Below are 12,457 nucleotides of genomic sequence, written 5' to 3' on the forward strand. Positions count from 1 at the left end.
CCGGTCAAGAGGTTATTCAGGCCTGGGTCAAGCGCTAAAACGTTCTCAGGACACAATTTGCAGCATTGAGCAGTCTTGTCCATCGTGAAGTGAACATACTCAACAACCCACTGCCCATTCGTCGGAATGAATCGCAGTTCTCGGATCTGCACATCCTTTAATCGTTCTGGTAGCGGGATGTAGAACGCATCTCTTCCAAATGCAGTTTTTCCACCGTTGCCCAAAGGAACTCGAATCAAGCCTTTCTCTACTTTCAGGGATTGCCCCGTGAATACGACCTGATACAACCCGCCTTTGGTGCGGTATCGCGGCAATTTTGGTTCATGTTCGAACTGCCCCAGTTTGCACAGTTTTGAGAGAGATTTGAAGCTTTTGAACGCCTCATTCACAGATTTCTCACTTGCTGTGCAGCCTGAGAATGTAACAGCTTCCCGTTTTCACTCTCCTTCAGTTTTGCGTAGAGGTTGACGTACTTCAGAACCTTGAACGGTTTCCGTCCTTGCYCAAAGGAACTCGAATCAAGCCTTTCTCTACTTTCAGGGATTGCCCCGTGAATACGACCTGATACAACCCGCCTTTGGTGCGGTATCGCGGCAATTTTGGTTCATGGTCGAACTGCTCCAGTTTGAACAGTTTTGAGAGTGATTTGAAGCTTTTGAACGCCTCATTCACAGATTTCAACACTTGCTGTGCAGCCTGAGAATGTAACAGCTTCCCGTTTTCACTCTCCTTCAGTTTTGCGTAGAGGTTGGCATACTTCAGAACCTTGAACGGTTTCCGTCCTTGTTCAAAGAAGTATTGCCGAGACTCATACACGCCTTGGTTGTAGAGATTGTTGGCAAGACGCGCTAACTCAGTAAGCAACTGAGCAAGCTGCTTGTCAGGTTGAAAAACATCTTTTTGGACGGCTAAAAACATCATTGGGTTAAGATGGCATGCAGTTATTATAGATGCCGATTTACGTGAATAGCAACCGTATGAGAGAAGATGGCATACAGCTAAAATCGACTCGTCATTGCAAGTATCAGTCAGGACATCACTTTGTCTGGAGAAGAATGTCAAGACTGATTCTGCTTACTGCTGTAGGCGCGGGAACCGTTCTGTATTCCCGTCGGGAACGAGCGAGGTTTTATCCGGTTCCCGAACCCTCCGGTTTCTATAAGCATGGATCAAATTCCACATTTGGAACTGCTGTCACACCCCTTTGCTGATCTACGTCACAGGGGATCTGTGTGTTCTGTGGCACACTAAGCAGTAAGGTTTCTGATAGACCCTCATGTTCAACCCTCTCACCGTTCGTTTTTGGGGGGTGCGCGGCAGCATCCCCTCTCCGGGTTCTCACACCGTTCGCTATGGCGGGAATACCCCCTGTGTGGAAATCCAAGCCAACGGTCAGCGCATTATTTTTGATGGCGGTACAGGGTTACGGGTTTTAGGCGAGCACCTGATGGCGCAATTGCCCGTTTCTGCCCACCTCTTTTTTACCCATACCCACTGGGATCACATTCAAGGGTTTCCCTTTTTTCAGCCCGCCTTCGTTCCGGGGAACCAATTTCACATCTACGCCGTTCCGGGTCAAAATGGTCAGGGTATTGAGCGCCGTCTCAACGATCAGATGCTACATCCTAACTTTCCGGTTCCCTTACAGATTATGGGGGGCGACCTTCACTTTCGCGATCTAGAGATTGGCGAGCAGGTGCCCCTAGGGGACGGGGTCACAGTCAGCAATCAAGCGTTGCACCATCCGGGGGGTGGCGTGGGCTACCGTGTGAGTTGGCAGGGGATCCATGTGGCCTACATCACCGACACAGAGCATTTACCCGATCAACTCCATCCCGGCGCCTTAGCCTTGGCCGATCACGCCGATGTCATGATCTACGATGCTACCTACACCGACGAGGAATATTACCATCCCCGTCAAAGCAAAGTTGGTTGGGGGCACTCCACATGGCAAGAAGCCATTAAATTAGCGGCAGCGGCTAGCGTCAAGCAGCTCATCCTATTCCATCACGATCCCAGCCACGATGATGATTTCCTTGATGTCATTGGTGACCTAGCGCGAGAGCGGTTCCCCCAAACCCTCTTGGCACGGGAAGGCTTAGTCATCTCCGTCTATCCAAATGTGATACACTTCCCAGCGACGGCTCAAGCAAGCTAAACTCACCGTGTTACCTGTCGTTATTCTGCCGGGATATCTAGCCCCTGCTTCGGATTACTATCCTCTCCGGGATGAGTTGCGACGGCTGGGGTGGATAGTCGAAGTGGTGCCGCTAAAGGTGCGCTCATGGCTGCCTACCTTGGGTGGCCGACCTGTGACACCTATTTTGCGAGTCTTAGAAGCAACTGTTCAATCTGTCTTAACTACCAGTGGTGCAAGTCATGTCACACTGATTGGCCATTCCGCAGGGGGCTGGATTAGTCGGATTTACCTTGGCGATCAGCCCTATGAGGGGCAGGTATGGGCAGGGCAGCAGCGGGTGCGTACCCTCATTACCTTAGGCACCCCCCACACCAGTCAAGAACGCTGGACGCGCCGTAATCTCGAGTTTGTCAATACAACCTATCCAGGGGCGTACTACTCCCACATTCGCTATGTTTGTTTGGCGGGCAAAGCCATTTATGGTACACCCTACGGCTCCTTTGCCAATTGGTTTACCTATCAAAGCTATAAACTCACTTCTGGGGAGGGCGCCTGCTGGGGGGATGGGGTTACCCCCGTAGCCGCTTCGCACTTGGCAGGGGCACACAACCTGACCTATGACGGTGTATTGCACGCCCCTCGCAGTCGGCTGCGCGATCGCCCCGATGCCCCGTGGTACGGCTCCCCTGAAATCATCGCCTCATGGCAGTCTTATTTAGACATTTAGCTTGAGCAAAAACCGCAAGACCCCTCCGCTTCAAATCTTTGATTGATGACCCAGCCTAAAATTCCTTTTCTAAAGTGGTCAACGGCTCTCCACAGCCAGATTTTGTTTTTTTGAGCCGACATAAGGTGTCCAACTCATCGAGTTCTGCTACCTCAGGACTTGGTTCAGGGTCATTAGCATTCGGCAACCGTGTTCCCACAGATTTTACCCAATGAATGAAATGAATGATAGTTGTGTGATGGACTCCCTTTAATCGCTCTATCGCTCTAAATCCCATCCCATTCACATAAGGGGTCAGGCATTCCTATTTTGTCTGTTCATCATAGCCGTTTGGTCTGTCATAGTTTTTAATGAATTGCCTTTAATGAATTGCCGCCCACAGGTAACACAAATATGATGTTGTTTCCCTTGTCTGTTGTCCATTCTTACCGATGTGGGTAGATTGACATTTGGGACATTACATTCGTTTCTCCTCTAATTCATATCTATCTAATTCATATCTATATTATGCAATGCCGCTGTTTCCATACCACCATCCGTAATAAACGATGCACCGGAAAGTTGATATAACTGCTCACGGTAGCGAGGTATGGTTCTGTTCTCCGAGGTAAACGACCCCGCCCGATAGAGGACGGGGTTTTCAGCAGCCCTCAAGACAACATCCTGCAATGAGCAAGACAGTATCTCGGAGCCTCCAAGGGTGTTTACAACACCCCCCAAAGTAGCGATATTTTTTGCTCCATTCACATCAGCATCACCTATTCAGCCGCAGGACACGTTCAGGCACGCAAACCTTTTGCCCTGCTGATGACCTATTTTGCGTTGCAGCCAAGCTCGAACCCGACTGTATTTGTTTCTCGTCTGCGTCAGTTCCTTTCCACTATATTTCTCCCCTTCCGAATTTCTCCCCTTCCGACGTGCAGGCACTATCTGTCCGCCCCAAGTCCACACCCAGAACCTTGTCGGTATCGGGGATAGCAGGGGGGGCAGACGCCAACTGGATGTGCAGGTAGAAACTGCCATCGTTGCGCTTGACTAGGGTTGCCGATTTAGGCTTTTGCCCCGCCAATAGAGGCTTCTGGTAGTTGCCGATGTGCAACCTAAACCGCTCCCTGCCTTTCAGCATGGTCAGCGTTACCGACCCATCCGACTCCCGGAACGTGAAAGTACGGACATCATAAGACGCAGACATTGGGGCAACCCCTTTAACGATTCGATCTGTCTGCTTGGCTGTCTTTCGGCTCGCACAAACACGCCGAATAGCGTGGATCGTCATCTGAGCAGACACCCCGGAATAAGACCGCGCTTCCTTATAGACCAAGGACTGCACCGCAATCTGATGGGTCAGCTTCTGTGGGGTGTGGGCGTTGACATACTTACAGCATTTTGCAGCGGCAGTCAGCACCGCATCCAGTGTTTCAGCCTGCTGCGGCGACTATACGCTAATTGGCCGCTTTTCGGGGTGTCGTAGGCAAAGCCCACCGAAGGTGTACCCCTCAGCCGCCGCTCCTATCCCTCCGCAGCTTGTCGAAGCGCAGGGATTCTCGGAGGTTTTGTTGAGGCGATCGCCCGCACTGCTCGAATCCGGGCAGCCCATGGTGCGGGTTCTAACATCAATGCTCGAAGCGCTATGCTCTCAAAGCCAAACTCAACGTGCCACGTCCGGTGGCTGAGACGCACACACCTGGGGCTGGTGAGTCCTTTCAGCAAACCTTGCAAACGGGTTAAACCAAGCAATGACATCAACATAAAGGCAACACGATAAGGGGCGACTCCGCTATTGGTGTTGCGATGAGAGTCGCGTCGGGCTGTTGACAGTCCAACATCGCAAGTTAACAGGCTTTGGGGGGCAACCGTTAAGTTCAGAGCTGCATCAAGACCGACCGATTTTAATTTGAGATTTATGAATTTTTGGTCAAGCCACATATCTGAACGTGCTTCGTCGTCAGTTTTATTGTATGGATTGTCAGAGATAGTTTGCTGAATCATTTTTCACACCCCCTGATAAAAGAAAGACCACATTTTGAAGTTTGTTTACGGATTGTCAATTTTTTACTAGCTTTATTTCCAATTTTCAAACAATTGGTACAATAAAAGTGTTGGAACATAAAAAGTATATTTTCGTATTTTCTAGTGACAAATGCTCCAACACTTAGAACAATACCAAACTACTTGGTGTAGCGTAGCTTTATTCAATCGTTTCAGACAATAACTCTCATGAGACTGTATGCTCCAGGAGTGCTGCCATGAGCCTTTAAGCTACGGCAACAAGGTAGGGCGGTTCATTGGTTCCCGAATTGGGAAAAAGGGGGATATTATGTTGTGTTCTACGCTGCGGAAATGTTTGCTGGCGGGGGTTTCGCTGACTGCGCTTGCAGGGGCTGGCTTTTTAATGACTCCAATGGCACAAGCGACAGAGGCAGGTACGGGKACCTTCTCCGTTCAAGCGAATGTTATTCAAACCTGTACTGTTAGCGGGTCTATTGATTTTGGTAACTATGACGGAACCACTAAGGATACAACGGGGACGATCAACATCACGTGCTCTAGCCCAACTCCTGTAACCATTGCCTTAGATCAAGGCTCCGGCACCTGTGCTGCACCAGTGCGCGCCATGTCTGATGGATCATCAAACAGCCTCAGCTATGGGTTATACCGTAGTGCCGCCGATCGCACCAGTAACACGCCATGGGGATGCGATGCGACAAATACTCAATCTCTGACCCCAACCCAAGGGGGAGATAATGTCACTGTTTATGGTCGTATTCCTAGCGGTCAATTCAAGCCAGTAGGTAACTATAGCCAAAACGTTACTATCACTGTGACGTACTAGGTTAACTTGGGGTAGCGATGTCTATCACTGGCAACAGGTGTTGTTGGCGGGTGGTTCACTTTGCAGTCAATCGCTGAGTGACTGTGGTACTAGCTTGACAAGAACGATAGCGTTGAAGCGTGTGACAGAGATTGATCGTGTCTAAGGTACATTAATGGCTGGCGAGCGGTCAATCTCTTTTTTTTACAGCAATTCCCATGCTACTCAACCCAGTAGAATTGGGGGGATATACAGCGCTCTTCTGCCGAGGATCGTCAGGAATAGTTCATGAAACAAACCTGTGGTTTATTGCTAGTGAGTGTCTCACTGTTAGCGATGGGGGTGAGTACGCTGCCACTACTGGCACAGTCGGCTCGCTATCAGCTGAGTGGCACACGAGTTTTTCTTTCTCCACGTCAACGTTCAGCAACCATCACGATTACTAATACGGGGGAGGTGCCTGTTGATTTTGAGGTGAGCTTACAGCAATGGCGGCAGATGGCAGATGGTCGGGATGAACTGACCCCAGCGCCACCGAACAGCCCTGAACTCATTGTTTTTCCGCTAATTCTAAACATCCCCCCCCGCGAGGCACGTAGCATCCGCCTTAGTCGTCGTGTTCCCCCCACTGCGACTGAGGCTTCCTATCGGCTGTTGATTGCGGAGTTACCCCCGCCAAATGTACAGCAAACCCAGCAGTTGCAAATTCGCTTTATTACCCAGCACAGCTTACCGGTTTTTGTTGAACCCATTACTGTACAGCGTCGGGGGGAGTTTGTGGAGCCACAGGTGAAGCAGGGGCAGTTAGCGTTTGGTTTGCGTAACACCGGTAATGTTCATTTGCAAACCCTAAGTATTCTGGTTTCTGGGTTGAATAGCGAAGGGCGTTCCATTTTTGAAAAAAAGCTGGACTCGGTCTATATATTACCGGGGGTGACCCGCTCGTTTAGTGCTGTTGCGTTGCCACAAGAGAACTGTGGGGCTGTTCAACGTCTTGAGATTCGCCTCGAAAATCCAGCTAATCCTCTCTCCACCTCTGTCCCTACGTCAGGGGGTGTTTGCCGTTAGTGGTGCCTTGTTATCTGCACTGTGGGGTGCTCCTGCCTTGGCTGAGGCTCCATCTGTACCTACGACACCTGAACCAGTACCAGCTTTCGAGGTTCCTACTGATCCAGCGGCCATTTACGATCTGGAAGTGAACCAAGCGCATCGGGGAGAAGTGGTGGTTTATCTGCGGGGGGAGGATGTGTGGATTCCATGGCAAGATTTGGTCAATGCTGGGCTGCGCAATCTTGGGGGCGATCGCGAAATTATTGCTGGGGTTGAGCACGTTTCTCTCCGGTCCCTTGCGCCGGACATTACCTTTGAGCGGGATGATGCAGCACTGATATTGCGGCTGCAAACACCTGCAGCAGCCCTAGAAACGGGCGTGGTCAACTTTAACCCCAGTAACGCACCTAGCGGCATTCTCTACAGTCAGCCGTTGAGTGCCTATCTGAACTATGGGGTTAACTGGCAAGATTTTGAAACTTTGGAGGTAGGCGGAGAACTGGTCATTAGCTTTGGTGGCAATGCCTTTACTAGTGGTTGGTTTATTGATGCCAATAATGGGTTTCAACGCGGTCTGACCAACCTTGTGTTTGATCATCCTAAACACTTAACCAGCCTTGTCATTGGCGATGCGTTTGTGAATACCGATACGCTGGGGGGGAGTGGCCTACTGGGGGGGATTAGCTGGGGGCGCAATTTTGAGCTGAGTCCTTACCTCATTCGCCAGCCTAGTTTTAATGCATCGGGAGTAGTGGATAGCCCTGCTAAGGCAGAGATATATCTAAACAACCGTTTATTGAGTACCCTTGAGTTACCGCCGGGGCCGTTTCGGCTGGAGAATCTACCCTACAAGGCTGGGTTTAACCATATCCGTGTGGTCGTTACGGATGCTGAGGGCAAGACTCAGGTATTTGACTCTCGCTATGTGCAGTTTTCGCGCCTGCTGAAGCCGGGGCTGTCTGAGTTTTTGATTACTGCTGGTTCAGAGCGGCAAAACTTCGGCACCGATAACTTTCGCTACGATGATACGCTGCGTATTCTTGGCTTTTATCGCCAAGGGGTGCTCACAAACCTCACTCTTGGGGGGCGCATCGAAGCCACCGATCAGCTCATTAGCACGGGTGTGTCTGTGAGTACGGCGTTGCCGTTGGGCACTGTGGATGTGGCGGCGGCGGTGAGTAGCAACGCAGGGGTGATGGGTCATGCGGTTGCTGTGTCCTATTTTTATCCGGGGCAGTGGCTCGGATTTGGCGGCGGGGKGCGCCTCAGTAGTGACTTTTACACGAATACTAGCCTTGCCCTTGCGGGCGATCGCCCCCGTCTAGAAGCCTTTTTTACTGCATCAATGCCCCTTGGCTCTCGCATTAACCTCAGTGGCCAGTACAATTACACAGACCAGCGAGATGCGATCGCCCGCGATCAAATTAGTCTATCGGCTCAAGTTCGCCTCAGTCGTCAACTCAATCTTTTTATCCAAGCTGCACAGTCACAGACAGCGACTCAATCCCCTGACAACCGTTTTTCTGTGAACCTTAACTATTTCCTAGGGGGGAGCACAAACCTGAACGCAGGCTGGCGGCAACAGGGCGACCAAGGGGGGCCCTCCTTCTCGGTACAACGGTATCTGCCGCAAGGGGAGGGCTATGGCTATCAGGTGCAACTGGAGCAGCAAAATGAACAGGGGCGCGCGTTCAATACCCTTCTGTATAATGCCCCTTGGGCAAGCTATCAGCTGGGCTACAGCTGCAATGGCGAGACGGATAGTACCCTAATGACTATGGAAGGGGCGATCGTGGCGATCGGGAGTGGCCTGCACCTGACTCGGCCTATTCGCAATAGCTTTGTCCTTGTCGATCTTGACAATGTGCCAGGAGTCTCAACCTTCCTCAGTAACCAACTCATTGGGCGCACCAACCGCCAAGGCAAGATCATTATTCCCAACCTCATTCCCTACTACGGCAACCAAGTGAGTATTGATCCTGACAGCGTTCCTGAAAATTACCTTGCGGAGGGAGATTCTTTGTTAATTGCTCCACCGTTTCGGGGTGGCGGCATTGCCCGCTTTACAGTACAGCGCATCCAAAACTTTATTGGCACTGTGGTATTGCAGCGCTCAGGTACCCCAATCATTCCAGCGCTAGGGCAGTTGACCCTACAGCGGGGACAAGAAACCGTGGCCTCTCCCTTAAACCGCAATGGCCAATTTTATTTCGACACCTTGGCTGCCGGCGACTACAGCGCTCAAGTTCGCTTTGAGCAGGAGGTGTGTACTTTTAGCCTCACTATCCCCGAAAGTGAAGAACTGTTTGTGGAGTTGGGTACCCTCACCTGTGTGCTCCCCTAGGATCGGCGCTGTCAACCTAAATGGGGAGCTTGAGGCGCGCTCTACCCATAAGAAGCGTCGGGAGGATCCTACTCAGGCAGTTGCCGTCTTCGTTTTTTACGGCGCGTTGTTGCCGGATCAATGGGGAAGCCCGCTAGGGGCACAATTTGATCAAGGCGTTCTTTTTCCAAACGCTTCAGCTCTGTATAATCCACCCAGTGAATACAGTCCACCGGGCACGTGTCAATCGCCTCTTGAATCAGCTCTAGGGGATCGCCATCTTGACGCACCACTCGCGATCGCCCGTAGTTTGGCTCGATATAAAACGTATTACGGGCAACATGGGCACAATGCTTACAGCCAATGCAGGTAATTTCATCCACGTAAACACCCTGCTGACGGTGGACTCCCCCCAATTCTGGCTCATAGCCGCTGCGCTCCTCCCCTTGGCGGAGTTGGCCGCCCAGTTCTGGTTCAAAACCAAGGGGTTGCCCGTCTGTCACTGACTGACCCTATCCTTGCAGGACTCTTTAGGACTGCCTTAAGAACGCCAGCGCTGTAAGACTAGCTTGACGCTACCATCGGCCTGCTGCTCTTCGGTTTGTACCTGAAACCCTTGTTCGCTGGCAGACTGCAAAACTGCATGGTAGGCGTAGCGTTGGCTGACTTTATTTAGGAATCGTTCCACCGACCATGCCTGCCGCCAAAACTCTAAATCCGCCACTAACTCATACTCTGTACCGTTCCAGCGAAAGCCAATATCGTAGCCATTCTCTTGGGGTATCACCACTTGAGCCGTCTGGGTTTGGCCACGAAAGCCGCGCACTTCCTGAGATCCGGATTGCCATGGCAACCCCAAGTCGGTCAAGGCAGACTGTAACGCTGGCAAACTACGAATCTGGGTTTTAATTTGACTGAAGTGCGACATTGTTCATCAATCCTCAACGATTACCACTGGGACGGCATAGACTGTAGGAGGAATTGACCCTCTTCCACCTTTTGGCTAGCATAATACTCGGATGTGGGCTGCTGGCTAACTACACACCCAAGTTGGTCTTCAATGGCAGCAGTAACTTCGGCACAGGATGTCCCGGAAATCCCCGTGACGGTTTCGACAACACGACCATCGGGATAAATGATAAACTCTAGGGTCTCTATCATTGCTGCTACCAAAAACCGCCGCTACCAACAACCTCGCAATTGACTATTGAAGTTACAACTCAGGAGCTAGGGTCAGAAGTCTCTCCATGCAAATCATTGTGACTAAGGGCAACCAAAAGAGTCAAGGTCTTCAATAAACTTAAATAAACTTAACAATTTGCAGCAATTGTCCCAGCGATCGCCGCCGGTGGTTACCTTGCCCTAGGAGTCTGCTGCTAGTGCGTGACCACTTGAAGCAGGGGGTATGATATAGAGCAACTCATCTTTAGTAGGAGTCGTTCTATGGGTCAACCCACCCATCGGCTATGGTTAGTTCGTTGCGTGCTAGCTCTTTTATGGAGCGTGCCATTGCCCTTCCTAGGGGCGATCGCGGAGACAATGCCCCCAGCCACACCCCAAATGAGCGTTGGCAGCCTCAGTACCCTACAGACGGCAGAGCAGTTCATCGATGCGCTATTTGGTAATGACTTTCAGCGGGCGTGGACTTACCTAAACCCAATTCTGCAAGAGGAAATTACGCCACAGGGATTACAGCAGCGACAACAGGCATTTTTGAAACGGGTTGGTGCCTATCAAAATCGTGTCGATGCAGAACTTGACGGTAACATTGTCAGCATTAAGGTTGCGTTTTCTAACATTACTGATACATTAATTTTAATTTTTGACGAAAATGGTAAGATTACGGGAGTTGACTTTCCCGCCAATCCCAACAGTCTATCAATTCAATCTCCCCGTTAACCATCTTGTCTTTGACTGCTATGCAAGAACGGCGTGGCTCCACTACCCCTGATCGGTCTCTTTACGACACTCCCTTTTTCCGGGACTTGCCGCAGTCAACAGTCGAGACCGCGTTGGCACACGTGGTTACACGCCAGCATCCAGCGAATCGGGTCATTTTACTGGAGAACGATTGGGGCAGCTCCGTTTACTTTATCCTGAACGGCTGGGTCAAAATTCGCACCTACAATATCGACGGCAAAGAAGTGACCCTTAATATTCTAGGGCCAGGGGAACTGTTTGGGGAGATGGCTCCTCTTGAAGAAGTACCCCGCTCTACCGACGTGATTACGCTTACGCCAACGGTCGTTGCCAATATGCCAGCTACAGATTTTGTCAACCTAGTCAATACGGAGCCGCAGGCGGGTATTCGCTTAGCAAAGTTGATGGCACGACGGCTGCGGCAGTTAAACCGGCGACTACGGTTACGGGAATCGGATAGTACCTCGCGAGTAGCAGATATTCTCTTATTTCTGGCAGATGGTCAAGGGCGACAAAGTGCCGACGGCCTCGAAATTCCTAACTTGCCTCACCGGGAGTTGAGCAGCCTCAGTGGGATGGCTCGCGAAACGGTCACCCGTGTTCTCGGTAAACTAGAGCGCAAGGGCATTATTCGCCGTAGCCAAGACGGCCTTTGTATTACCAATCTGCGTGCTCTTGAGAGCTTACTGTTGTAGATGGGTTGCAACGGCTGCAGAATTCAACAAAACCTCCGAGAATCCCCGCGCTTCGACAAGCCGCGCAGGGATAGGAGCGGCGGCTGAGGGGCACACCTTCGGTGGGCTTTGCCTACGACACCCCGAGAAGCCGCCAATAGCGTATAGTCCTAGCAGTGAATCATACCATCAGTTATCGACTCATCCAGCAGGCTAAGGCGACAAATCAGGCCATCGCGATTGACGATCTCACCGGCATCAGAGAACGCACCAACGAATTGCCCCGTTCCAAGACTGAACGGCGATGCAGTAATAGCTGGGCGCTCTATCAGCTTCGCCAATTCCTCGCCTACAAGGGCGTGAAGGTTGGCGTAGCCGTGAAGCGTGTAGCTCCTCGCTACACCTCGAAAACCTGTCATTGTTGCAACGCAAAATAGGTCATCAGCAGGGCAAAAGGTTTGCGTGCCTGAACGTGTCCTGCGGCTGAATAGGTGATGCTGATGTGAATGGAGCGAAAAATATCGCTACTTTGGGGGGGCTTGTAAACCCCCCTAGAGGCTCCGAAATACTGTCTTGCTCATTGCAGGATGGTGTCTTTAGGGCTGCTGAAAGCCCCGTCCTCTATAGGGCGGGGTAGTTTACAGAAACCGGAGGGTTCGGGAACCGGATAAAACCTCGCTCGTTCACGACGGGGATACAGAACGGTTCCCGCGCCTACGGCAGTAGGGAGAGTCAGCCTTGACATTCTTCGATATACCGTTTCACTGTCTGGGCTGAAACGTTCCCGGTAGTACCCCAATAATAACTGTGT

At 51.2% G+C, this 12,457-nt stretch carries 14 protein-coding genes and 2 pseudogenes; 8 read left to right on the forward strand and 8 right to left on the reverse strand.

The window, feature by feature from the left end; translation table 11 throughout:
* Positions 1-389: pseudogene (locus tag L5220_RS11535) on the reverse strand (RNA-guided endonuclease TnpB family protein); the annotation flags it as partial.
* 85 nt (positions 390-474) lie between these two features.
* Complete coding sequence (locus L5220_RS11540; RefSeq protein ID WP_499573704.1) at positions 475-921, reverse strand: hypothetical protein; 447 nt, start codon at positions 919-921, stop codon at positions 475-477.
* Positions 922-1,276: 355 nt separating this feature from the next.
* On the opposite strand from L5220_RS11540, the gene L5220_RS11545 reads away from it, so the two are divergent.
* Both L5220_RS11545 and L5220_RS11550 read left to right on the forward strand, forming a co-directional pair.
* A complete protein-coding gene (locus tag L5220_RS11545; protein ID WP_198406108.1) occupies positions 1,277-2,158 on the forward strand; it encodes an MBL fold metallo-hydrolase in 882 nt (293 codons plus the stop codon).
* Positions 2,159-2,165: 7 nt separating this feature from the next.
* Positions 2,166-2,867, forward strand: coding sequence for an esterase/lipase family protein (locus L5220_RS11550; protein WP_099798052.1), 702 nt, complete (start codon positions 2,166-2,168; stop codon positions 2,865-2,867).
* A gap of 44 nt (positions 2,868-2,911) precedes the next feature.
* Here L5220_RS11550 and L5220_RS11555 read toward each other — a convergent pair.
* The 3 genes and pseudogenes from L5220_RS11555 to L5220_RS11565 form a co-directional block, all read right to left on the reverse strand.
* Positions 2,912-3,300, reverse strand: a pseudogene (locus L5220_RS11555) (IS1 family transposase); the annotation flags it as partial.
* Between the two features lie 447 nt (positions 3,301-3,747).
* Positions 3,748-4,059: a hypothetical protein gene (locus L5220_RS11560; RefSeq protein WP_499573705.1), complete on the reverse strand. Its 312-nt coding sequence runs from the start codon at positions 4,057-4,059 to the stop codon at positions 3,748-3,750.
* A 317-nt stretch (positions 4,060-4,376) separates the two neighbouring features.
* Positions 4,377-4,856: a hypothetical protein gene (locus L5220_RS11565; RefSeq protein WP_499573708.1), complete on the reverse strand. Its 480-nt coding sequence runs from the start codon at positions 4,854-4,856 to the stop codon at positions 4,377-4,379.
* A 328-nt stretch (positions 4,857-5,184) separates the two neighbouring features.
* Between L5220_RS11565 and L5220_RS11570 the strand changes: the two genes are divergently transcribed.
* The 3 genes from L5220_RS11570 (at position 5,185) to L5220_RS11580 (ending at position 9,073) form a co-directional block, all read left to right on the forward strand.
* Complete coding sequence (locus L5220_RS11570; protein WP_499573710.1) at positions 5,185-5,700, forward strand: Csu type fimbrial protein; 516 nt, start codon at positions 5,185-5,187, stop codon at positions 5,698-5,700.
* Between the two features lie 267 nt (positions 5,701-5,967).
* Positions 5,968-6,747, forward strand: coding sequence for a fimbrial biogenesis chaperone (locus L5220_RS11575; RefSeq protein WP_499573712.1), 780 nt, complete (start codon positions 5,968-5,970; stop codon positions 6,745-6,747).
* Positions 6,748-6,784: 37 nt separating this feature from the next.
* Positions 6,785-9,073, forward strand: a complete 2,289-nt coding sequence (locus tag L5220_RS11580) for a fimbria/pilus outer membrane usher protein (RefSeq protein WP_499573714.1) — start codon at positions 6,785-6,787, stop codon at positions 9,071-9,073.
* Positions 9,074-9,141: 68 nt separating this feature from the next.
* Here L5220_RS11580 and L5220_RS11585 read toward each other — a convergent pair whose 3' ends face one another.
* The 3 genes from L5220_RS11585 to L5220_RS11595 are packed head-to-tail and all read right to left on the reverse strand — an operon-like array spanning position 9,142 to position 10,213.
* Complete coding sequence (locus L5220_RS11585) at positions 9,142-9,555, reverse strand: ferredoxin (RefSeq protein ID WP_448514971.1); 414 nt, start codon at positions 9,553-9,555, stop codon at positions 9,142-9,144.
* A 38-nt stretch (positions 9,556-9,593) separates the two neighbouring features.
* The gene (locus tag L5220_RS11590; protein WP_448514972.1) at positions 9,594-9,980 is read right to left on the reverse strand and encodes a DUF1257 domain-containing protein; all 387 of its coding nucleotides are present in this window, start codon (positions 9,978-9,980) and stop codon (positions 9,594-9,596) included.
* A gap of 20 nt (positions 9,981-10,000) precedes the next feature.
* Positions 10,001-10,213 (reverse strand): DUF2997 domain-containing protein, encoded by a 213-nt coding sequence (locus L5220_RS11595; RefSeq protein ID WP_499499138.1) that lies wholly within the window; start codon positions 10,211-10,213, stop codon positions 10,001-10,003.
* Positions 10,214-10,495: 282 nt separating this feature from the next.
* Here L5220_RS11595 and L5220_RS11600 point away from each other — a divergent pair, with 282 nt between their 5' ends.
* From L5220_RS11600 to L5220_RS11610, 3 genes are all read left to right on the forward strand, one after another.
* Complete coding sequence (locus L5220_RS11600; protein ID WP_499573720.1) at positions 10,496-10,951, forward strand: DUF3887 domain-containing protein; 456 nt, start codon at positions 10,496-10,498, stop codon at positions 10,949-10,951.
* 20 nt (positions 10,952-10,971) lie between these two features.
* Positions 10,972-11,667 (forward strand): Crp/Fnr family transcriptional regulator, encoded by a 696-nt coding sequence (locus L5220_RS11605; RefSeq protein ID WP_198406110.1) that lies wholly within the window; start codon positions 10,972-10,974, stop codon positions 11,665-11,667.
* 155 nt (positions 11,668-11,822) lie between these two features.
* Positions 11,823-12,083 (forward strand): IS200/IS605 family accessory protein TnpB-related protein, encoded by a 261-nt coding sequence (locus tag L5220_RS11610; protein WP_499573722.1) that lies wholly within the window; start codon positions 11,823-11,825, stop codon positions 12,081-12,083.
* The last annotated feature ends 374 nt before the right edge of the window (positions 12,084-12,457 follow it).

Origin of the sequence: Synechococcus sp. PCC 6716 (genome assembly GCF_022570815.1) — a bacterium.
Lineage (GTDB): Bacteria > Cyanobacteriota > Cyanobacteriia > Thermosynechococcales > Thermosynechococcaceae > Thermosynechococcus > Thermosynechococcus lividus.